This window comes from Streptomyces sp. PTL18, from assembly GCF_059510295.1.
The window spans coordinates 285,575-306,885 of sequence record NZ_JCAJZO010000005.1 but is presented as its reverse complement, the minus strand read 5'-3'; the positions used below and the strand labels follow the sequence as shown (position 1 = coordinate 306,885).

Genomic DNA, 21,311 nt, shown 5'->3' with positions numbered 1-21,311 from the left:
GCAGGGAGACCGGGAGGAAGCAGCGTGACCGACACCGGCACGGCCAGGAGCGTCACCGGCGAGGACGAGGTCGTCGACCTCTGCCGTGAGCTGATCCAGATCGACACCAGCAACTACGGCGACCACTCGGGTCCCGGTGAACGGAGGGCCGCCGAGTACGTCGCGGAGAAGCTCGCCGAGGTGGGGCTCGAACCGGAGATCTTCGAGTCGCACCCGGGCCGTGCCTCCACCGTGGCCCGCGTCCAGGGCGAGGACCCCTCGCGGCCCGCGCTGCTCATCCACGGCCACACCGACGTCGTCCCGGCCAACGCGGGCGACTGGACGCACCACCCGTTCTCCGGGGAGATCGCCGACGGATGCGTGTGGGGCCGCGGTGCGGTCGACATGAAGGACATGGACGCCATGACCCTGGCGGTCGTCCGCGACCGGCTGCGCAGCGGGCGCAGGCCGCCGCGCGACATCGTGCTCGCCTTCCTCGCCGACGAGGAGGCGGGCGGCACCTACGGCGCCCGGTATCTCGTCGACAACCACCCGGACCTCTTCGAGGGCGTCACCGAGGCCATCAGCGAGGTGGGCGGGTTCTCCTTCACGGTGAACGAACAGCGGCGGCTCTACCTGATCCAGACGGCCGAGAAGGGCATGCACTGGATGAAGCTCACCGTGGCCGGCACCGCGGGCCACGGGTCGATGATCCACCGGGACAACGCGATCACCGAGCTGTCCGAGGCCGTGGCACGCCTCGGCCGGCACAAGTTCCCGGTACGGGTCACCAAGACGACGCGGGCCTTCCTCGACGAACTCGGCGACGCGCTCGGCACCGAACTCGACCCGGAGAACATGGAGGGAACCCTCGCCAAGCTCGGCGGCATCGCCAAGCTGATCGGCGCGACCTTGAGCAACACCGCCAACCCCACCCAGCTGAACGCCGGATACAAGGTCAACGTCATCCCCGGCGAGGCCACCGCGCACGTCGACGGGCGCTTCCTGCCCGGCTTCGAGGAGGAGTTCCTCGCCGACGTGGACCGGATCCTCGGTCCGCACGTGCGACGCGAGGACGTGCACGCCGACAAGGCCGTCGAGACCGGCTTCGACGGGGCACTGGTGGCGGCGATGCAGTCCGCGCTGCTGGCCGAGGACCCGGCCGCGAAGGCGATCCCGTACATGCTCTCCGGCGGCACGGACGCCAAGTCCTTCGACGACCTCGGCATCCGCGGCTTCGGCTTCGCGCCGCTGAAGCTGCCGCCGGAGCTGGACTTCGCGGGCATGTTCCACGGTGTCGACGAGCGGGTGCCGGTGGACGCGCTGCAGTTCGGCGTGCGGGTGCTGGACCGGTTCATCGACGCGTCCTGATCGGCGTCGGTCCCGTGCGCTATTCGCCAGCGTGTACGGGAACACGCCGGGACGGGTGAATGCGACCATACGCTCGTAGCTCCATTACTCCCTCCTCGTTACACGTGGTGCGGTCCGAGGCTTGGATCGCTTTGCCAACAAGGAGGAATGATGATCAAGAAGGTCGTCGCTGCTGCGGCTGCCACTGGTGGTCTGGTTCTCGCGGGTGCGGGTCTGGCTGTCGCCGACTCGGGCGCCCAGGGTGCCGCCACGCACTCCCCGGGTGTCGTGTCCGGCAATGTGATCCAGGTTCCGGTGCACGTCCCGGTGAACGTCTGCGGCAACACGATCTCGGTGATCGGGCTGCTGAACCCCGCCTTCGGCAACACCTGCATCAACCACTGACGTGGTGCCTCACCCCATGAGGGGCGCGAACCCCATGAGGGTGTGAGTCCGTCGGCCCCGGAGTGCGTGCCATGTGCTCCGGGGCCGACCGGTTCCTCCGCGTCCGCGCCCACCGCGCCGGATGCCTTCCGAAGGTCCACGACCAGCTCCAAGACAGGGAAATCAGCAATGCGACAGGTCACCCGCAAGGGCCTGATGACCATGGCGGCGGCGACCGGAGTCCTCGCCGTCACCGGCGGCTACGCGCACGCCGACGCCGGAGCGAACGGCTCCGCCACCAACTCGCCCGGCGTGCTCTCGGGCAACCTGGTGCAGGTTCCCGTGCACGTCCCGGTGAACGTCTGCGGCAACACCGTGAACGTCATCGGGCTGCTCAACCCGGCCGCCGGCAACACGTGCGTGAACTCCGGCCACGGCGGCAACACCGGCTCGGGCGGCGGCGCCCACGCCGGCGGGCACACCAGCCACTCGCCCGGCGTCGGCTCCGGAAACACCGTGCAGGTTCCGGTGGACGTTCCGGTGAACGTCTGCGGCAACTCCGTCAACGTGGGCGGTGTCGGCAACCCCGCGAGCGGCAACGACTGTGCCAACCCGGGCGGCGGTCACTCCGCCACCCCGCCCGGTGGCGGTGGCGGTACGACGCCTCCCGGTGGCGGCGGTGGCACGCCTCCCGGCGGAGGGAGCACCACACCTCCCGGCGGCGGCACCACCACGCCTCCGGCCACGCCGCGCCACCCCGGCACGCCGCAGCAGCCGGGCGGCGGCGCCCGGCACATCAACCACCCCGGGGGGCAGTTCCTCACCCGGCCCGCGGGCAGCGCACAGCTCGCCCACACCGGTAGCGAGTTGCCGCTCGGCCTCCTGGTGCCGGCCGGTGCGGGAGCCCTGCTCGGTGGCGCGCTGCTCTACCGCAGGGCGCGGGCGCACGCGTAACCGCGCCGGCATCGCCCGCCTCCCTCATGGCGGACGAAACGGATCGGGCCCCGTCCGTGCGGGGCCCGATCCGTTTCAGTCACCTTCACTCACCATGTGGCGCGCACCTGGCGGATGATCCGGCGGCGCAACCGCACCTTGCGGCTGCCGTCGCGCAGCAGGCTCAGGCGGTCCAGCTCCCAGTGTCCGTACTCGGCATGCTCCGTCAGCAGGCGTGTGGCGTCCTTGCGGGAGACCCCGCGCGGCACGTACACGTCGACAAATTCGTATTCCGGCATCGCATCTATTGTGCGGGCTGGGGCCCGGTACGGATAGCGTCTGCACTATGTCTGATGCTGCGCAGCCCACCGCTGCCGAGGTACGCGCCGCCGCCGAGGCGGTCAAGACCGCACTCGACCGCCACCTTGCCGCGGTCGAGCGCAGGACGGGTGAGGACGACCCAGCCGTCTACGAGGCGTTCAACGAGCTGGCCGCGGCGGCCGAGGAGTACGACGAACTGCTCTACGACCGTTACGACGAGGTCACCCCCTTTGAGATCCCCGGTGCGGAGGAGGCCCTTCCGCCGTACACGGGCCCCGAGGAACCGAACGCGCTGAGCGTGTTGATCCGCCGGGACTACGTGGTGGCGGAGCCCCAGCGGCTGCTGGCGCAGGGGGAGCGCGTGGTGGCCGCGGACGAGGAGTCCCCGGCGGCGTCGCCGGCCGGCACCGTCCACGGGGCGCTGGGCGTGCTCTTCGGTGAGTTCGAACCGGACGAGATCGCCTCCCGGCACAAGGAGTTCGGCCTCGAGGAGGGCGACTCCACCCTGTGGGTGGTGGCCGCGGAAGAACCGCCCGAGCCGGGGGAGTGGCTCGAGGCGCCCTTCGAGCAGGTCGATCCCCAGCGGGTGATCTGCCGCTTCGACGTCAGCTCCGTCTTCGACGAGGAAGTGGACGACCACGAGCTGGAGCACGAGGAGCTGGAGGACGACGAACTCGAGCTGGACGACGACGAGGACCTGGAACCACTGGACCGTTGACCAGGGCCCGTCGGCGGTGCCGTGTGCTCTGGGGTCCACGGCACCGCCGGGCCCTGCCGTAGTGGGCCGGCCCCCTCAGTCCGAGGTCTCGGTCTGCGGCCTCAGCAGCGCAGGCAGGCGGGTCGTACGCGGCTTGGCCTCGATCTCCGCCACGGCCCGCGGCAGGGCCTCGTCCGCCCCGTGCACCACCGACAGATGGCGCACCGCTCGGCCGAAGGCCGTGTAGACCCACGGCCGGGTGAGGCTCTGGGCGGCGTCGCCCGGGAGCACCACGACCACCGCGGGCCACCGCTGTCCCACCGCCTGGTGCGCGGTCAGCGCCCAGCCGTGCCGCACGGTCTGCTCCACCCGCTCCTTCGGCACGACCACGGCGCCGCCGGCGCACTCCAGGTGCAGCCCCTCGGCGTCGCCCTTCACGACACGGCCCGGCAGCGCACGCCCCGGCACGGGGGAGTAAGCGATCCGGTCACCGGGGTCGAAGCCGCCGAAGCGGCCCGGCCCCGGGTTGAGCCGCTCCTTGAGCGCCGCGTTCAGCACGCGGGTGCCCGCGGCGCCCCCGTGGCCCGGCGTGACCACCTGCGTCTCCTCCGCCGGGACCCCGATCGCCCGCGGCACCGAGTCCGCGACCAGCTGCACGGTCCGGTGCACCGCCTCCCCGGCGTCCCGCGCCGGCACGATCACGACCTCCTTGCCGGGCGCGTCGACCTGGGGCAGCTCCCCGACGCCGATCGAGGAGACCAGCTCGCCGAGCGGGCCCGGGTCGGGGGTCCGGGAGGCGATCTGCGGGCACACACGGGCCGCGATCAGATCCGCGAACACGCGCCCGGGACCCACCGACCACAGCACGCCCGGGTCACCGCTCAGCACCAGCCGGGCCCCGTCGGGCAGCGACTCGACGAGCAGGGCCGCCGTCTCGACATCCAGCTGGGGCGCGTCCAGCACGATGAGCAGGTCGAGGTCCAGCGCACCGTCCGCGTCCCGTCCCGGACCCTCGGCACCGGACAGCAGGCCCGTGACCGTGGCGAGCGGCGGGTGCGCCCGCTCGGCGTCCGGCAGGCCGAGCGGAGCGAGCAGCGCCGCGAACTGGTCGCGGCCGGCCGTGCTGTGCGTGGCGGCCCAGGTGCGCAGCCCGAGCCGGCGTGCCGCACACAGCACTGCCGCCGGCTCGGTGCGGGAGGCCTCGGATCCGGTGTGCAGCACCAGACCGTGGCCCGCGACGGCACTGATCAGTTCTGCCGCGGAACCCGCCGCCGAACGGGCCGCCCGCTGCCAGTCCTCCGCCGCGCCGTCCTCCTTCGGCACGGAGGCGCCCAGCCGGGCCAGTCCGTCGGCGAGACTCTCCTCCGCGAGCGCGTACCGCTCCAGTCCGATCAGGACGCGCACCGGGGGCTCCTGATCCTCGTCGCCGCCCGACGGTGCCGTCTCCAGGGCGTCCTGGAAGACCAGGGCCTCGCCCTCCGCGACGGTGCCGTGCACGGCCGCCTCGGGGTCCGGCACCTGGCGCCGGGCGAGCGCGGCCTCGAGGGCCGGGACCTCCAGCGCGGTGTGCCCGGCCAGGGCCGCCTGCTCCAGCAGCCATACCGTCATCGCGCGGGCCCGGCGCTCGTCGTCCGGGCGGCACTGAGCGCCGAGCAGGGTGCGGGCGAAGGTGTCGGCCTGCTCGGGCCGCACGCCGAAGACGCGCAGCAGCAGCCAGGGGTCGGCGCGCAGCCGCTCCTGAGCGCCCTCGCCGAGCGCCTCGGCGACCTGGGGCGCGAGGGTCTCCGGGGCGCCGCCCCCGGCCAGGACGGCCCGCACGGCCGCCACGCTCTCGGCGACGGGAGGCGCCGCGGCGGCCGCCACGGGCTCAGGGCGCCGCACCGGCTCGGGGGAGGTGGGACGGCGCGGTGCGGGTGCCGGCTCGCTGAAGGCGCTCGCCACCGGCTTCTCACCGCTCTCCACGGCCCGCACGGCGGCGAGCAGGTCCGCGGCCTTCCCGCTGAGCTGCCCACCGGCCTCGATCGGGCCCTGCTTCGCGGCTTTCCGCCGCTCGATCCGCTCCCGCTCCGCCCGCTGAGCGGCCAGCTCGGCCTCGGCCTCGGACATCTGGGGCACGGTGCCCTCGCCGGCGTCCTGCGCGGCACCGGGGGAGCCCTCCGCCGTGTCCGGTTCGCCGCCGGCCTGCGCCTGCTCCTCGGGGCCCGCTGCGGACCCCTCCGCGGGCGCCGGGTCCGTGGCCCTGTCGCTGCCCGCGCCGCCGCCCCCGGCGGCCCCGGCCCCGTCCTCCGCCCGAGGGGCCGTCTCCGTCGTCTCCGGGTCCGTGCTCACAGCGTGCTCCAGTCGTGATCGGGATAGCGGTGCACCGGGGCCGACACATCGTCCAGCGCCCGGCAGATCTCGTCCGGAAGACTAAGCGCCTCCACTGACAACGCCGCCGTGAGCTGCTGCGCGGTGCGCGCGCCCACGATCGGCGCGACCACCCCCGGCCGGTCCCGCACCCATGCCAGCGCCACCTGCAGCGGCGTCGTGGCGAGCCCGTCGGCGGCCGTCTGCACCGCATCGACGATGCTGCTCGCCGTGTCGTCGAGGTAGGGCGCGACGAACGGCCCCATGTGCTCCGACGCCCCGCGTGAGTCGGCCGGTGTCGCGTGCCGGTACTTGCCGGTCAGCACACCCCGGCCCAGCGGGGACGACGGCAGCAGTCCGACCCCCAGGTCCAGCGCCGCAGGCAGCACCTCCCGCTCCACTCCCCGCTGCAGCAGCGAGTACTCCATCTGCGTACTGGCGATCCGGGTGCGCACGCCCGGCGCCGCCAGCTGCCAGGTCGCCGCCTTCGCCAGCTGCCAGCCGCAGAAGTTGGACACCCCCGCATACCGCGCCCGGCCGCTGCCGACCGCCAGGTCGAGCACCTGCAGGGTCTCCTCCAGCGGGGTGTACGGGTCGAAGGCGTGGACGTGCCAGACGTCGACGTGGTCCGTGCCCAGGCGGGCGAGCGAGGCGTCCAGCGCGGCGAGCAGATGACCGCGCGAACCGTCGAAGCGGCGGTCCGGATCGGGCACGCTGCCCGCCTTCGTCGAGATCACCAGGTCCCGGCGGGGCACGAGCCCGTCCATGAGCCGCCCGAGCAGGTACTCGGCCTCCCCGTCCCCGTACACGTCGGCCGTGTCGACGAGGGTCCCGCCGGCCTCCCAGAACACCTTCAACTGGTCCGCGGCGTCGTGCTCGTCCGTGTCGCGGCCCCACGTCAGGGTGCCGAGCCCGATCCGCGACACACGAAGGCCGGTACGGCCGAGATGCCTCTGCTCCATGAACGCCGAGATTACGGCCTGAACTCGGCTCATGGGGGGCCTGTGGACAACCGATTTCCCCGAGCCATCGGGGGATTTCCGGGGGGCCCGGGCCCACGCTAAGGTCTGCCCCAAGGGACGTTACTGATCGGTAAGGGGAATGGGCCATGCAGCTCGGGATCAACCTCGGCTACTGGGGCGCCGGAATGGACGCGGACAACCTCGCCGTGGCCCAGGAGGCCGACCGGCTCGGATACGCGGTGTGCTGGGCCGCCGAGGCCTACGGCTCCGACGCGGCCACCGTGCTGTCCTGGGTCGCCGCCAAGACCGGGCGCATCGACGTCGGCTCCGCCATCTTCCAGATCCCGGCCCGCCAGCCCGCCATGACCGCGATGACCGCCGCCACCCTCGACTCGCTGTCCGGCGGACGCTTCCGCCTCGGCCTCGGCGTGTCGGGGCCCCAGGTCTCCGAGGGCTGGTACGGGGTCAAGTTCGACAAGCCGCTCGCCCGCACCCGCGAGTACGTGGAGATCGTACGGAAGGCGATGACGCGGGAGCGGCTGACGTACGAGGGCGAGCACTGGACGCTGCCGCTGCCCGGCGGCCCCGGCAAGCCGATCAGGCTGACCGTCCACCCGCAGCGCGAGCACATCCCGCTGTACATCGCCGCCATCGGCCCCAAGAACCTCGAGCAGACCGGTGAGATCGCCGACGGCGCCCTGCTGATCTTCCCCTCCGCCGACCACCTCGAGGACACCGCGATCAGGTACCTGCGCGCCGGGCGTGAGAAGGCCGGCAAGACCCTCGAGGGCTTCGACGTCTGTCCCACCCTCCCCCTCGCCCTCGGTGACGACAAGGACGTGGCCGCGCTCGCCGACACCTTCCGCCCCTACACCGCGCTGTACGTCGGCGGCATGGGCAGCCGCAAGCAGAACTTCTACAACCAGCTCGCCCAGCGCATGGGCTACGAGAAGGCCGCCGCCGAAGTCCAGGAGAAGTACCTGTCCGGCGACAAGCAGGCCGCGGCGGCGGCGATCCCGCACGAGCTGATCGACCGGACCACCCTGCTCGGCTCGGTCGACCGGATCGCCGACCGCATGAAGGCCTACGCCGCGGCCGGCGTCACCACGCTCAGCCTGACCCCCGCGGGCTTCACCCTCGAGGAGCGGATCGCGGGGCTCCGAGCCGGAACGGAGGCTCTGGAGCGGGCCGGACTCGCGTAGGTAACGGACGAGGCAGCCGGCAAGAGTCTCTGCGGCCGTGGTGGGGGCTCGGGGGTCTTCCCCGCCACGGCCGTCACCGGGAACAACGCTCGGCCGCCCGCGCGGTTACGGGCCCCGGCGCGATGTGCCCCTCCTCCTTTCGGTCGAGCAGTCCCGCGCAGCTGTTGCAGTACCTCCAGGGCCCCATTTGACTCGGGTTGACTCGGTTTGACGCGATCTTCGCGGGGTCCTGCAGAGAGGTGCGCCCATGCTGTCGGCCAAGAGCCTGTTCCAGGAGATCCTCGACCACGACGAGTCGTTCCGGCTGTTCTGCTCCATCGCGGCGAACGGGGAGGCCCAGGGCGGCTGGGAGAACGGGCGCATCGCCCACCTGGTGCCGGAAAGCGAACGGGCGCTCGCCCCCAAGATCGCCCGCCACGGCGCGGACGAGGACAAGCACGGACGCATCTTCCGCGCCCTGTTGAAGAAGCGCGGACTGGAACCCGTACCGGTGCCCCCCGAGACCGACTACACGGGGCTGCTGGAGCGCCGGGGCATCGGTCTGGCGCACGCGAGGCTCGACGCCGGCCAGCCGCTCACCGTGCGGGACGTCATCGTCTACCTGGCGCACAGCCGGGTCACCGAACAGCGCGCCGCGGAGCAGATGCGGATGCTGCGCAAGCACTTCGGGGACCATCCGGACGTCGGCCGGGCCGTCCGGCTGATCTCCGACGACGAGGACGGCCACCTGGCGTACACCCACGAGGAACTGCTGCGTTTCACCGCCTCCGGACACGGCCGGTTCGTCCGGCGCACCCTGCGCGCCTGCGCGCTGGCCGAGATCCGCGTGCACCGGGACGTCAGCCTCGCGGTCATGGCCCGTATGGCACGCATCCTCGGCTGGTCCCGGGCGAGGTCCGCGCTGCTCGCGACCGGAATCCACCTGCTCTACGCCTACGAGCGGCTCGTCGGCAGACGGCGCATGGTGACCCTGCGGACGCCCGAACGGCGCAACGCGCTCGGCGGCCCGGCTACAACCAGCCCCGCCGCTTGAACAGCCGGTACAGCAGCACCTCCAGCACTGCCATGATCACGATCACCGCAGGGTAGGACCACACCCAGTGCAGCTCGGGCATGTGGTCGAAGTTCATGCCGTAGATGCCCGCGATCATCGTCGGGACGGCGGCCATCGCCGCCCACGCCGAGATCTTCCGCATGTCGTCGTTCTGCCGCACGCTCGTCTGCGCCAGATGCGCCGACAGGATGTCCGACACCAGCCGGTCCAGGCCCTCCACCGACTCGTTCACCCGGGTCAGATGGTCGTGGACGTCACGGAAGAAGGGCCGCGACCTCTCCTGCACGAACGGCACGGCCGCACCGTACGCGCCCTGCCCCGCCAGCCGGGCCGTCGGCGGCGCCAGCGGCCCGGTCGCCCGCCGGAACTCCAGGACCTGCCGCTTGAAGGCGTAGATCCGCGACGCCGTGTGCCGTGAGCCCCCGACGGACGGCGAGAAGACCTCCGCCTCCAGCTCCTCGAGATCGGTGCCCAGCTCGGTCGCCACCTCCAGGTAGTGGTCGACGATCGAGTCCGTGATCGTGTACAGCACCCCCGTGGGACCGTGCCGCAGCATCTCCGGCTGCCCCTCCAGACGGCGGCGGATGTCCCCGAGCGGCATGTCCACGCCGTGGCGCACGGTGACCACGAACGAGTCGCCGAGGAACACCATCAGCTCACCGGTGAAGACTCTGTCGCTGTCCGGCTCGTACGACACCGGCTTGAGCACCATGAACAGCGAGTCCTCGTACACCTCCAGCTTGGGCCGCTGGTGCGCCTTCAGGGCGTCCTCCACGGCCAGCGGGTGCAGCTCGAACTCCTTGGTGACCAGCTCGAACTCGTCCTCCGTCGGCTCGTTCAGGCCGATCCACAGGAACGTGTCCGACGAGGCGCGCGCCTCTTCCAGCGCGGTGGAGAGGTCCTCCGGCCCCTCGTTGCGGCGTCCGTCCCGGTAGACGGCGCAGTCGACGATCACGGTGCGCACTCTCCTCTCACTGCCACGCGGGCGCCGACGGCGGTTCGACGACAAGACCTAGGCTGGTCGTCATGCCCACGTTGCTCCTCGTCCGGCACGGACGCTCCACCGCCAACACCGCGGGACTCCTCGCCGGCTGGACGCCCGGCGTCGCCCTCGACGAACGCGGCACCGCGCAGGCCGCCGCGCTGCCCGGACGACTCGCCGAGCTGCCGATCGCCGAAGTCGTCACCAGCCCCCTGCAGCGCTGCCGGGAGACCGTCCAGCCGCTCCTCGACGCGCGTCCCGGACTGAACGCCCACACCGACGACCGGATCGGCGAGTGCCACTACGGCGACTGGTCCGGCCGCAAGCTCGCCGAGCTGAAGGACGAGCCGCTGATGGAGGTCGTCCAGGCGCACCCGTCCGCGGCCGCGTTCCCCGGTGGCGAGTCGATGCGGGCGATGGCGACCCGCGCCGCGGAGGCCGTACGGGAGTGGACCGCGCGCGTGGAGCGCGACCACGGCGCCGACGCCGTCTACCTCATGTGCTCGCACGGCGACATCATCAAGTCCCTCGTCGCGGACGCACTCGGACTTCATCTCGACCTCTTCCAGCGGATCTCTGTGGAACCGTGTTCCATCACCGCGATCCGTTACACCCGCCTGCGGCCGTTTCTCGTTCGTCTCGGCGACACCGGCGATTTCGCCTCCCTCGTACCGCGTGCCGAACCCTCGGATCCGGACGCCACGGTCGGGGGCGGCGCGGGCGCACCGTGATCGTCGAGCGCAGTAGGGTGAAGCGGTCGAACGAGCGCAGTAGTTGTTCAGCTTAGTTGCCAGCAGTCCAGCAGGACCGGCGTGGTCAGCCGGTCCCGACCCCGATCCAATGGAGACAGGACGTGTCCCGTCAGGTGTTCCTCTACGACCCCCCGGACCGTTTCGTGGCCGGTACGGTCGGGTTGCCCGGGCGCCGTACCTTCTTCCTGCAGGCCTCGGCCGGACCCCGGGTGACCAGCGTGGCCCTGGAGAAGACCCAGGTCGCGGCGCTCGCCGAGCGCATGGACGAACTGCTCGACGAGGTCGTGCGACGCAGTGGCGGCAGTGCCGCCGTCCCCGCCGTGGCCCCCGCTGAGATCACCGACACGGCCCCCCTGGAGACTCCCATCGAGGAGGAGTTCCGCGTCGGGACCATGGCCCTCGCCTGGGACGCCGAGGAACAGCGGATGATCGTCGAGGCCCAGGCCCTCGTCGAGCTGGACGCCGACTCCGAGGAGGACCTCGCCGAGGCCGAGGAGCGGTTGCTGCAGGACGAGGAGAACGGTCCGCCGATGCTCCGGGTCCGGCTCACCGGCGCGCAGGCGAGAGCCTTCGCCAAGCGTGCCCTCGACGTCGTCAACGCCGGGCGGCCGCCGTGCCCGCTGTGCAGCCTCCCGCTCGACCCGGAAGGACACGTATGTCCGCGCCAGAACGGATACCGCCGCGGAGCGTGACCACGGCCGAACTGCTCGCCGAGGGCGAGCTGACCGTGCGCGGACGCATCCGCGACGCGTCCAACGCGGCGCTGTACTGCACGGTCTCCTGCGACGGGCAGGAAGCCGCCTGCGTCTACAAGCCGGTCGCCGGGGAGCGGCCCCTGTGGGACTTCCCGGACGGCACGCTGGCCCAGCGCGAGGTGGCCGCGTACGAGGTCTCCGAGGCGACCGGCTGGGGGCTCGTGCCGCCCACCGTCCTGCGCGACGGCCCCTACGGCGAGGGCATGTGCCAGTTGTGGGTGGAGGCCGTGCCCGACCACGAACTGCTCGCCCTGGTGGACGGGGAGGAGCCCGGCCCCGGCTGGAAGGCGATCGGCCTCGCCGAGGTCGGCGACGGCGGGACCGCGCTGCTCGTGCACGCCGACGACGAGCGGCTGCGGCGGCTCACCGTCCTCGACGCGGTCATCAACAACGCGGACCGCAAGGGGGGCCATCTGCTGCCCGCGGCCGGGGGGCGGCTGTACGGGATCGACCACGGGGTCACCTTCCACGTCGAGAACAAGCTGCGGACGCTGCTGTGGGGATGGGCAGGGGAGCCGCTGACGGGGGAGGCGGTGGAGGTCCTCAAGGCGCTGAAGGAGGCCCTGGAGGAGGGCGGCGGCCTCGCCGCCCGACTGAACTCACTGATCACCTCCGCGGAGCTGCGGGCGACGCGGGCGCGGGTGGAAGCGCTGCTGGAGTCGGGTCGGCACCCGGAGCCGAGCGGGGAGTGGCCGGCGATTCCGTGGCCGCCGGTGTGAGGGTGCGCGGGCTGGGGCCGTGCGGGGTCAGGGGGCCGCGGGCTGGGGCCGTGCGGGGTCAGGGGGCCGCGGGCTCGGGCCGACCGGGGTCAGGGCCCGCGGGCTGGGCCGTGCGGGGTGAGGTTCGCGCAACCCGGCGCCGCCGGGGGTGCCTCGCTCAAGTCCCCACAGCTGCGCAGCGCGGCATGCACACCGGCCGGGCTCCCCGCAAGAGCGCCCTCCCGGTCATTCGCCGGCCGTCCCGCCCATCCGGTTCGTGGACAGAACATCCCGCCGGTTACGCTCATGACATGCATGCCTGGCCCGCTTCCGAGGTCCCCGCCCTGCCTGGTCAGGGTCGCGACCTGAGGATCCACGACACCGCGACCGGCGGCCTCGTCACCCTCGACCCCGGTCCCGTCGCCCGTATCTACGTCTGCGGCATCACCCCGTACGACGCGACCCACATGGGTCACGCGGCGACCTACAACGCGTTCGACCTCGTTCAGCGCGTGTGGCTCGACACCAAGCGCCAGGTCCACTACGTCCAGAACGTCACCGACGTCGACGACCCCCTCCTCGAGCGCGCCCAGCGCGACGACGTCGACTGGGTGGCCCTCGCCGAACGGGAGACCGCACTGTTCCGCGAGGACATGACCGCGCTGAGGATGCTGCCCCCGCGGCACTACATAGGCGCCGTGGAGGCCATACCCGGCATCGTCCCGCTGGTCGAGCGCCTGAGGGACCTCGGAGCCGCGTACGAACTGGAAGGGGACGTCTACTTCTCCGTCGAGTCCGACCCCCACTTCGGCCAGGTCTCCGGCCTGGACGCCGCCGCCATGCGCCTGCTCTCCGCCGAGCGCGGCGGCGACCCCGACCGGCCCGGGAAGAAGAACCCGCTCGACCCGATGCTGTGGATGGCCGCCCGTGAGGGCGAGCCCAGCTGGGACGGCGGCTCGCTCGGCCGGGGCCGCCCCGGCTGGCACATCGAGTGCGTGGCCATCGCCCTGGACCACCTCGGCATGGGCTTCGACGTCCAGGGCGGCGGCTCCGACCTCGCCTTCCCGCACCACGAGATGGGCGCCTCCCACGCCCAGGTGCTGACCGGCGAGTTCCCCATGGCCAAGGCCTACGTCCACGCCGGCATGGTCGCCCTGGACGGCGAGAAGATGTCCAAGTCCAAGGGCAACCTCGTCTTCGTCTCCCGGCTGCGGCGCGACGGCGTCGACCCGGCCGCCATCCGGCTCGCGCTGCACGCCCACCACTACCGGGCCGACTGGGAGTGGACCGACCAGGTGCTCCAGGAAGCCGTCGCGCGGCTCGGCCGCTGGCGTGCCGCCGTCTCGCGCCCCGACGGACCGCCCGCCGACGCACTCGTCGAGGAGATCCGCGACGCCCTCGCCGACGACCTGGACGCACCGTCCGCGCTCGCCGCGGTGGACCGCTGGGTCGCACTCCAGCAGGAGAGCGGCGGTACGGACACCGGGGCGCCCGGAGTCGTGTCGCGGGCCGTGGACGCGCTCCTCGGCGTGGCTCTCTGAGCCGGGTTCCGCCGGTTACCGAGCGGGGGCGGTGCGCAGCCGCGCACCGCCCCCGCTCCGCTCAGTCCTCCGACGGGTCCTCGTCCTCGCCGCCCGTCCGCGGCGGCTTCGGCGGACGCGTACGACCGCCGGGGTTGTCCCGCAGGAACGGCCCGCCCTCGCCGCCGTCCGCCGTGGCGTGCCCGCCGGGCGGGCTGACGTCCCGGCGCCGCAGATACCGCTCGAACTCGCGGGCGATCGCCTCGCCCGAGGCCTCCGGCAGCTCGGCGGTGTCCCGAGCCTCCTCCAGCGTCTGCACGTACTCGGCGACCTCGCTGTCCTCGGCGGCCAGCTGGTCCACGCCGAGCTGCCAGGCGCGCGCGTCCTCCGGCAGTTCGCCGAGCGGGATGCGCAGGTCCAGGAGGTCCTCCAGGCGGTTGAGGAGGGCCAGCGTCGCCTTCGGGTTGGGCGGCTGCGACACGTAGTGCGGGACCGCCGCCCACAGCGACACGGCCGGCACGCCCGCGTGCGTGCACGCCTCCTGCAGGACGCCCACGATGCCCGTGGGACCCTCGTACTTGGTCTCCTCCAGGTCCATGCGGCGGGCCAGGTCCGGGTCGGACGTGGTCCCGCTGATCGGGACCGGACGCGTGTGCGGGGTGTCTCCGAGCAGGGCGCCGAGGATCACCACCAGTTCCACGCCCAGCTCATGGGCGAAGCCCAGCAGCTCATTGCAGAACGAGCGCCAGCGCATCGACGGTTCGATGCCGCGGACCAGGACCAGGTCGCGCGGCTTCTCACCGCCCACGCGGACCACCGAGAGCCGGGTCGTGGGCCAGGTGATCTTGCGGACCCCGGCCTCCATGAACACTGTGGGACGGTTCACCTGGAAGTCGTAGTAGTCCTCTGCGTCCAGCGCCGCGAAGACCTCGCCCTTCCATTCCCTGTCCAGATGCGCGACCGCGGTGGAGGCGGCGTCGCCGGCATCGTTCCAGCCCTCGAACGCGGCCACCATGACCGGGTCGATCAGCTCGGGAACCCCCTCGAGCTCGATCACCCAGCGCCTCCTTCCGACGTGCCCTCACGTACGCCCCAACCTTACGGCGTGCGGCGGGGACGCCCGAAGTCCCCTGTCACGGGGGAGTGAACGGATGACTGCCCCGTCCGGGGCCGTCGAACACCCATGATCGCCCACCGGTCCGGCACGTTGCACGGGTGGCCCACCAGGCGGCCCACGCCGTGGAGCCTCACAGGGTCGAGCGCAGCCAGTGCTCGACGGACGCGATGTGCACGGTCGCCCACGAGCGGGCCGCCTCCGCGTCACGGTCGCCCAAGGCGCCGAGGATCGCCCGGTGCTCGCGCAGGGTGCGGCCGACCGCGTCCTCCTGGGTGAGGCCGCGCCAGATCCGGGCCCGGGTGGTGGGCCCGGACAGGCCGTCCAGCAGGGAGCACAGCACCGAGTTGCCGGAGCTCTGCACGATCCCCCGGTGGAACTCCAGGTCGGAGGCGACCAGCTCCTCCACCGATGGCTCGGATCCCAGCTCGTCCAACTGGGCGTTCAGCGCGTCCAGTTGCTGCTCGCTGATGCGGGAGGCCGCCATGGCCGTCGCGGCCGGCTCCAGGATGCGGCGCACCGCGAGGAACTCCAGCACGGTGTCGTCGCGGTGGAAGTCCACGACGAAGCTCATCGCCTCCAGCAGCAGCTGGGGGTCGAGGCTCGTGACGTAGGTGCCGTCGCCCTGCCGCACGTCCAGGATGCGGATCAGCGACAGGGCGCGCACGGCCTCGCGCAGGGAGTTGCGGGACAGCCCCAGCTCCGCGGCCAGCTCGCTCTCCTTGGGCAGGCGGTCGCCCGGGCGCAGCGCACCGGAGACGATCATTTCCTTGATCCTCTCGATCGCCTCGTCGGTGACTGCCATGGCGGGCCTCCCAGGTGGCTCAGACATCGGATGTCCGGCGTCATTATGCGGGCTGAGGCTCTGAACGGGACCAGGATTCCCGATGGCACCTCGCGAAACGCCGCGGACCGCTCGCCGCGGACCGCTCCGCCCGCCGCCTCCCGCGCCGCCGCCTCGTCGAGCGTCGTCAGCACCCGGTCCCGCATCAGGACCGCCTCGTCGAGAACCGCGTCCCGCACGTCCGCCGAGTGCGCCGCGCAGGCGAGCGCCGACCACCCGTCGTGCCGGGGACGCGGATGCGGCCGCCCCGGGTCCGGCACGATCAGGTCGGCCCGCTTGCCCGCCACGGTTCCGGCATCGTCGAGCGTCCACGAGGTCACCGCCGCGCACCAGCGGATCGACGCGTTCTCTCATGCCCCGTCCCCCTCCGCGAGCAGCCGCAGCGCCTCAAGTGAGACGACCGCGCCGCGCTCCACGCCCCGGGCCACGACCTCGCGGTGCGGATCGTAGGCGCCCGCCGAGAACGGGGACGCCTCGTCTAGGAGTTCGTCGGCGTTGACGCCGTCCACCACGAGCACCCCGCCCGCGACCAGCCCGCGCAGCGAGGCGGTCACCAGCAGCGCGGACAGCTCCATCTCGATCGCCACCAGGCCCGCCCTGTCGTAGGCGTCGAGCGGGATCAGCCCCGGCTGGAACGCCGCCCGCGTCCAGACGATTCCCCGGTGGTGCGGCACGCCCGCCTCACGGGCGGCGCGCTGCAGGGCGAGGACCGCCTCGGGCGCGGCCACCGCCGGGTACGCGGGGGGCAGCAACTGCTGGGTGACCCCGTCGTCGCGCACGGCCGCCTCCGCGATCACCAGGTCGCCGTCGCCGATGCCCGGCCTCATCGCACCCGCCGTGCCGAACCGCAGGATCGTGTGGACACCCGCGTCCGCCAGCTCCTGGAACAGCAGGATCGCGCCCGGCGCACCCACCCCGTGCGAGGCCACCGTCACCGGCAGACCCCTCCAACTCCCGGTGGACACCCGGTACTCGCGGTGGTACGAGACCTCCGCGGCCCCCTCCAGCAGCGCGGCCACGGTCGCCACGCGCGCCGGGTCGCCCACGACCACGGCATACGGCGGCAGCCCCGTGCGGTGGATGCGGGCGATGGGGGACAGCTCCTGCGTCATGCGGCGACTCCGGTGGGACGGATGTACCAACACCGTACGCAGCCCGGGGTCGCACACACGAAGCACGCACACGAAAGGGGCGGCTCCGTGCGGGGAGCCGCCCCTGCTCGTGCGGGGAGCCGCTCGATGTCGAGCGGTCCGCCGTGGGTCGACCTACTCCTTGTCGAGCAGGTCCTGCACCTTGCCGCGCACCTCGTCCGTGGCCAGACCGCGGATCGTCAGAGTGGTGCGGCGGCGCAGCACGTCGTCCACCGTCTCGGCCCACTCGTGGTCCCGGGCGTAGACGACCTGCGCCCAGATCTCGGGGGCGTCCGGGTGGACGCGCTCGCCCAGCGCCGGGTCGTCGTTGGCCAGCCGCGCGATGTCGAAGGCCAGCGAACCGTAGTGGGTCGCCAGGTGCTTGGCCGTGTCGGGCGCCATGCGCGGGCCGGGCGCCGGGCCGTCCACGACGAGCCGGTGCGCGACCGCGCGCGGGTTGGCGATGCCCGGCAGCGGCAGCTTCCTCGGCAGCGAGGAGATCGGCTCGAAGTCGTCGCCCAGCGGGTGGCCCGGCAGCGACTCCAGCTTCTGCATGACCGTACGGCCGATGTGCCGGAAGGTGGTCCACTTGCCGCCCGCGACGGACAGCATGCCGCCCCTGCCCTCGGTCACCACGGTCTCCCGCTTGGCCTTGGCGGTGTCGCCGGGACCGCCCGGCAGCACCCTGAGGCCGGCGAACGAGTACGTGATCAGCTCCCGCCGCAGCTGCTGGTCGCGGACGGAGAAGGCGGCCTCGTCCAGGATCTGGTCGATGTCCTTCTCGTTGACCGACACCTCGGCGGGGTCGCCCTCGTACCCCTCGTCGGTCGTGCCGAGCAGCAGCATGTCCTCCCAGGGGAGGGCGAAGGTGATGCGGTACTTGTCGATCGGGGTCGCCAGCGCCGCCTTCCAGGGGGAGGTGCGCTTGAGGACGAGGTGCACACCCTTGGACAGCCGGATGGACGGCGCCGCGTTCGGGTCCTCCATACGGCGCAGGTGGTCCACCCACGGACCGGTGGCGTTCAGCACCAGCCGCGCGTCCACGCCGAACTCCTCGCCCGAGAGCCGGTCCCTCAGCTCGGCGCCGGTGACCCGGCCCTTGGTGAACCTCAGACCGGTGACCTCGGCGTGGTTGAGGACGACGGCGCCCGCGTCGACGGCCGCGCGGACCGTCATCAGCGCCATGCGCGCGTCGTTCATCTGGTCGTCGCCGTAGACGGCCACGGCCTTCAGGTTCTCGGTGCGCAGTTCCGGCACGTCCTGTGCCGCCTTGGCCGGCGACAGCAGGTGGCCTATGCCGTCACCGAAAGCCGACAGCGCGGAGTAGGCGAAGACGCCCGCCCCGAGCTTCGCCGCGCCGTGCGGCCCGCCCTTGTACACGGGGAGGTAGAACGTGAGCGGGTTCGCCAGGTGGGGGGCCACCTGGCGGGAGACCGCACGGCGCTCGAAGTGGTTCTCCGCCACCAGCTTCACCGCACCGGTCTGCAGGTAGCGCAGACCGCCGTGGAGCAGCTTGGAGGAGGCGGAGGAGGTGGCGCCGGCGAAGTCGCCGGCGTCCACCAGCGCCACCCTGAGGCCCGACTGCGCGGCATGCCAGGCCGTGGAGATGCCCAGGATCCCGCCGCCGATCACCAGGAGGTCGTAGGTCGCCCTGGACAACTGTTCCCGGGTCTCGGCGCGGCTCGGGTGGGAGCCGTAGGCAGGGTGGGTCCCCAGAGCCGGAACACTCTGCAGGGTGGTCATCGCGAATTACTCCTCGTCTTCGATCCAGCCCATGGTCCGCTCGACGGCCTTGAGCCAGTTCTTGTACTCACGGTCGCGGGTCTCCGCGTCCATGTGGGGCGTCCACTCGGCGGCCCGCCGCCAGTTGGCGCGCAGGTCGTCGGTGCTGGTCCAGAAGCCGACGGCCAGTCCGGCGGCGTAGGCGGCGCCGAGGCAGGTGGTCTCGGCGACCATCGGGCGCACCACCGGTGCGTCCAGGACGTCCGAGAGCGTCTGCATCAGCAGGTTGTTGGAGGTCATGCCGCCGTCGACCTTCAGCGTCGACAGCTCGACACCCGAGTCCTTGGTCATGGCGTCGGCGATCTCCCGCGTCTGCCAGGCGGTGGCCTCCAGGACGGCGCGCGCGAGGTGCGCCTTGGTGACGTACCGGGTCAGGCCGGCGATCACACCGCGGGCGTCGGAGCGCCAGTACGGGGCGAACAGACCGGAGAAGGCCGGCACGAAGTACGCACCGCCGTTGTCCTCGACCGAGAGCGCCAGGGTCTCGATCTCGGCGGCGGTCTTGATCAGGCCCATCTGGTCGCGCATCCACTGCACCAGGGAGCCGGTGACGGCGATCGAGCCCTCCAGGGCGTAGACCGGCTTGTCGTCACCGATCTGGTAGCCGACCGTGGTCAGCAGGCCCGAGTAGGAGTTGATGATCTTGTCGCCGGTGTTCATCACCATGAAGGTGCCGGTGCCGTAGGTCGACTTGGTCTCGCCCTCGGAGAAGCAGGTCTGGCCGAACAGGGCCGCCTGCTGGTCGCCGAGTGCGGAGGCCACCGGAATGCCGCCGAGCAGGTCGCCGAGGCGGCCGCCGGTGATCTCGCCGTAGACCTCGGCCGAGGAGCGGATCTCGGGCAGCATCGCGAGCGGGACGCCGATGGACTCGGCGATCTTCTCGTCCCACTGCATGGTGTGCAGGTTCATCAGCAGGGTGCGGGAGGCGTTGGTCACGTCGGTGACGTGCCGGCCGCCGTCGACACCGCCGGTCAGGTTCCAGATGACCCAGGTGTCCATGGTGCCGAAGAGGATGTCGCCCGCCTCGGCGCGCTCGCGCAGGCCCTCGACGTTGTCGAGCAGCCAGCGGGCCTTGGGCCCGGCGAAGTACGAGGCCAGCGGCAGGCCGGTCTCGCGGCGGAAGCGGTCCTGGCCCACGTTGCGGCCGAGTTCCCTGCACAGGGCGTCGGTACGGGTGTCCTGCCAGACGATGGCGTTGTGGACGGGCTCACCGGTGTTCCTGTCCCACAGCACGGTGGTCTCGCGCTGGTTGGTGATGCCGATGGCCTTGATGTCGTCTCTGGTGATGCCGGCCTTCTCGATGGCTCCGGCGACGACCTCCTGGACGTTGGTCCAGATCTCGGTGGCGTTGTGCTCGACCCAGCCCGGCTTCGGGAAGATCTGCTCGTGCTCCTTCTGGTCGACGGAGACGATCCGGCCGTCCCGGTCGAAGACGATGCAGCGCGAAGAGGTCGTGCCCTGGTCGATGGCTGCGATGAACGGGCCGGCGGTGTGTGCGTCGGTCACGGTGTGCTCCTGGAGTTCCATGGATGAAAAGGGCGGTCTTTACGGCGCGGTGCTGACGTGCGGAGCCTTGTCGAGCTCACTCGATCTCAAGCAAAAGCGACGTTGTAGATGCCTGCGGCGATCGCCGCGCCGACCAGCGGGCCGACGACCGGGATCCAGGCGTAGCCCCAGTCGGAGCCGCCCTTGTTGGGCAGGCGCAGAAGGGCGTGCACGATACGTGGACCGAGGTCACGGGCCGGGTTGATCGCGTAGCCCGTCGGGCCGCCCAGGGAGAGGCCGATCGAGACCACGACCAGCGAGGTGATCAGAGCGCCCAGGGTGCCCAGACCGTTGCCCTTGTCATTGAGGCCCTGCGTGAGGACCGCGAGCACCAGCACGATCGTGCCGATGATCTCCGTGGCGAGGTTCTGCACCGTGTGCCGGATCTCCGGGCCGGTGGAGAAGACGCCGAGCACGGGGCCGGCGCCCTTTTCCTGGGCCTCGACCGCCTTGGCGGCGGTGGCCTGCGCGCCCGGTCCGCCCACGATCTCCTTGTCGGTGAGGTGGGCGTGGAACTGGCCGGCGTAGGCGACCCACACCAGGGTCGCACCGATCATCGCGCCGAGCAGCTGTCCGGCCCAGTAGACCGGGAGGTTGCTCCAGTCGCCGGTCTTGATGGCGAGTGCGAGGGTCACGGCCGGGTTGAGGTGGGCACCGGAGAGCGGTGCCGAGGTGTAGACCGCCGTCAGAACGGCGAAACCCCACCCGAACGTGATGGCGAGCCATCCGGCGTTGCGGGCCTTGGAGAACTTCAGTGTCACGGCGGCGCACACGCCGCCGCCGAGGAGGATGAGCAGGGCGGTACCTATGGTCTCGCCGATGAAGATGTCGGAGCTGGACACCCGCGACTCCTTTGTCCTTCGTCCAGGGGAAGGCGAACCCCGGGTCCCTCCGGTGGTCCGCGCCCTCGGGGGTGAGAGCGATGCCGGCCCTTGGCGTTGTCACACTCTAGCGCTTATTG

Annotated in this window: 20 protein-coding genes and 1 pseudogene; 10 read left to right on the top strand and 11 right to left on the bottom strand. The window is 72.0% G+C overall.

Annotated features, from left to right (window positions below):
- Nucleotides 1–24: 24 nt before the first annotated feature.
- The 3 genes from AC5WS8_RS12545 (at nucleotide 25) to AC5WS8_RS12535 (ending at nucleotide 2,667) form a co-directional block, all read left to right on the top strand.
- Nucleotides 25–1,350, top strand: a complete 1,326-nt coding sequence (locus tag AC5WS8_RS12545; RefSeq protein ID WP_496103409.1) for a M20/M25/M40 family metallo-hydrolase — start codon at nucleotides 25–27, stop codon at nucleotides 1,348–1,350.
- A 150-nt stretch (nucleotides 1,351–1,500) separates the two neighbouring features.
- On the top strand, nucleotides 1,501–1,734 hold the full coding sequence (chpH, locus tag AC5WS8_RS12540) for a chaplin ChpH (RefSeq protein ID WP_103839114.1): 234 nt from the start codon (nucleotides 1,501–1,503) through the stop codon (nucleotides 1,732–1,734).
- A 168-nt stretch (nucleotides 1,735–1,902) separates the two neighbouring features.
- Nucleotides 1,903–2,667 (top strand): chaplin, encoded by a 765-nt coding sequence (locus tag AC5WS8_RS12535; protein ID WP_496103408.1) that lies wholly within the window; start codon nucleotides 1,903–1,905, stop codon nucleotides 2,665–2,667.
- An 89-nt stretch (nucleotides 2,668–2,756) separates the two neighbouring features.
- Here the strand turns inward: AC5WS8_RS12535 and AC5WS8_RS12530 are convergent, their stop codons facing one another.
- On the bottom strand, nucleotides 2,757–2,945 hold the full coding sequence (locus tag AC5WS8_RS12530; protein ID WP_496103407.1) for a DUF5703 family protein: 189 nt from the start codon (nucleotides 2,943–2,945) through the stop codon (nucleotides 2,757–2,759).
- A 47-nt stretch (nucleotides 2,946–2,992) separates the two neighbouring features.
- On the opposite strand from AC5WS8_RS12530, the gene AC5WS8_RS12525 reads away from it, so the two are divergent.
- Entirely contained in the window at nucleotides 2,993–3,685 is a 693-nt protein-coding gene (locus AC5WS8_RS12525) for a hypothetical protein (protein ID WP_496103406.1), read from the top strand.
- Between the two features lie 75 nt (nucleotides 3,686–3,760).
- On the opposite strand, the gene AC5WS8_RS12520 is transcribed toward AC5WS8_RS12525, so the two are convergent.
- The gene (locus AC5WS8_RS12520) at nucleotides 3,761–5,992 is read right to left on the bottom strand and encodes a helix-hairpin-helix domain-containing protein (RefSeq protein WP_496103405.1); all 2,232 of its coding nucleotides are present in this window, start codon (nucleotides 5,990–5,992) and stop codon (nucleotides 3,761–3,763) included.
- Complete coding sequence (locus AC5WS8_RS12515; RefSeq protein WP_496103404.1) at nucleotides 5,989–6,972, bottom strand: aldo/keto reductase; 984 nt, start codon at nucleotides 6,970–6,972, stop codon at nucleotides 5,989–5,991. Before AC5WS8_RS12515 ends, AC5WS8_RS12520 begins: the two co-directional genes overlap by 4 nt.
- Nucleotides 6,973–7,118: 146 nt before the next feature.
- On the opposite strand from AC5WS8_RS12515, the gene AC5WS8_RS12510 reads away from it, so the two are divergent.
- Both AC5WS8_RS12510 and AC5WS8_RS12505 read left to right on the top strand, forming a co-directional pair.
- Nucleotides 7,119–8,174, top strand: coding sequence for an LLM class F420-dependent oxidoreductase (locus AC5WS8_RS12510; protein ID WP_496103403.1), 1,056 nt, complete (start codon nucleotides 7,119–7,121; stop codon nucleotides 8,172–8,174).
- Nucleotides 8,175–8,421: 247 nt separating this feature from the next.
- The gene (locus AC5WS8_RS12505) at nucleotides 8,422–9,207 is read left to right on the top strand and encodes a ferritin-like domain-containing protein (RefSeq protein ID WP_496103402.1); all 786 of its coding nucleotides are present in this window, start codon (nucleotides 8,422–8,424) and stop codon (nucleotides 9,205–9,207) included.
- Here AC5WS8_RS12505 and corA read toward each other — a convergent pair.
- Nucleotides 9,185–10,183, bottom strand: a complete 999-nt coding sequence (gene corA / locus AC5WS8_RS12500) for a magnesium/cobalt transporter CorA (protein WP_496103401.1) — start codon at nucleotides 10,181–10,183, stop codon at nucleotides 9,185–9,187. The two genes, AC5WS8_RS12505 and corA, sit on opposite strands and share 23 nt — an antisense overlap.
- 71 nt (nucleotides 10,184–10,254) lie before the next feature.
- Here corA and AC5WS8_RS12495 point away from each other — a divergent pair, with 71 nt between their 5' ends.
- The 4 genes from AC5WS8_RS12495 (at nucleotide 10,255) to mshC (ending at nucleotide 13,956) form a co-directional block, all read left to right on the top strand.
- Nucleotides 10,255–10,941, top strand: a complete 687-nt coding sequence (locus AC5WS8_RS12495; protein WP_496103400.1) for a histidine phosphatase family protein — start codon at nucleotides 10,255–10,257, stop codon at nucleotides 10,939–10,941.
- A 122-nt stretch (nucleotides 10,942–11,063) separates the two neighbouring features.
- The gene (locus AC5WS8_RS12490; RefSeq protein WP_388571003.1) at nucleotides 11,064–11,654 is read left to right on the top strand and encodes a DUF3090 domain-containing protein; all 591 of its coding nucleotides are present in this window, start codon (nucleotides 11,064–11,066) and stop codon (nucleotides 11,652–11,654) included.
- Nucleotides 11,618–12,436, top strand: a complete 819-nt coding sequence (locus AC5WS8_RS12485) for an SCO1664 family protein (RefSeq protein WP_496103399.1) — start codon at nucleotides 11,618–11,620, stop codon at nucleotides 12,434–12,436. The genes AC5WS8_RS12490 and AC5WS8_RS12485 overlap by 37 nt, the downstream gene beginning before the upstream one ends.
- 290 nt (nucleotides 12,437–12,726) lie before the next feature.
- The gene (gene mshC, locus AC5WS8_RS12480; protein ID WP_496103398.1) at nucleotides 12,727–13,956 is read left to right on the top strand and encodes a cysteine--1-D-myo-inosityl 2-amino-2-deoxy-alpha-D-glucopyranoside ligase; all 1,230 of its coding nucleotides are present in this window, start codon (nucleotides 12,727–12,729) and stop codon (nucleotides 13,954–13,956) included.
- Nucleotides 13,957–14,017: 61 nt separating this feature from the next.
- On the opposite strand, the gene AC5WS8_RS12475 is transcribed toward mshC, so the two are convergent.
- The 7 genes and pseudogenes from AC5WS8_RS12475 to AC5WS8_RS12445 form a co-directional block, all read right to left on the bottom strand.
- On the bottom strand, nucleotides 14,018–14,992 hold the full coding sequence (locus AC5WS8_RS12475; protein WP_496103397.1) for a PAC2 family protein: 975 nt from the start codon (nucleotides 14,990–14,992) through the stop codon (nucleotides 14,018–14,020).
- Between the two features lie 190 nt (nucleotides 14,993–15,182).
- Nucleotides 15,183–15,854 (bottom strand): FadR/GntR family transcriptional regulator, encoded by a 672-nt coding sequence (locus tag AC5WS8_RS12470; RefSeq protein ID WP_496103396.1) that lies wholly within the window; start codon nucleotides 15,852–15,854, stop codon nucleotides 15,183–15,185.
- A 146-nt stretch (nucleotides 15,855–16,000) separates the two neighbouring features.
- Nucleotides 16,001–16,177 (bottom strand): annotated as a pseudogene (locus AC5WS8_RS12465) (amidohydrolase); the annotation flags it as partial.
- Nucleotides 16,178–16,243: 66 nt separating this feature from the next.
- Nucleotides 16,244–17,005: a phosphorylase family protein gene (locus AC5WS8_RS12460; protein WP_496103395.1), complete on the bottom strand. Its 762-nt coding sequence runs from the start codon at nucleotides 17,003–17,005 to the stop codon at nucleotides 16,244–16,246.
- Between the two features lie 153 nt (nucleotides 17,006–17,158).
- Nucleotides 17,159–18,766, bottom strand: a complete 1,608-nt coding sequence (locus tag AC5WS8_RS12455; protein WP_496103394.1) for a glycerol-3-phosphate dehydrogenase/oxidase — start codon at nucleotides 18,764–18,766, stop codon at nucleotides 17,159–17,161.
- 6 nt (nucleotides 18,767–18,772) lie between these two features.
- Nucleotides 18,773–20,311, bottom strand: a complete 1,539-nt coding sequence (gene glpK / locus AC5WS8_RS12450; protein WP_496103393.1) for a glycerol kinase GlpK — start codon at nucleotides 20,309–20,311, stop codon at nucleotides 18,773–18,775.
- An 86-nt stretch (nucleotides 20,312–20,397) separates the two neighbouring features.
- Entirely contained in the window at nucleotides 20,398–21,192 is a 795-nt protein-coding gene (locus tag AC5WS8_RS12445; protein WP_496103392.1) for an MIP/aquaporin family protein, read from the bottom strand.
- Between the last annotated feature and the right edge of the window lie 119 nt (nucleotides 21,193–21,311).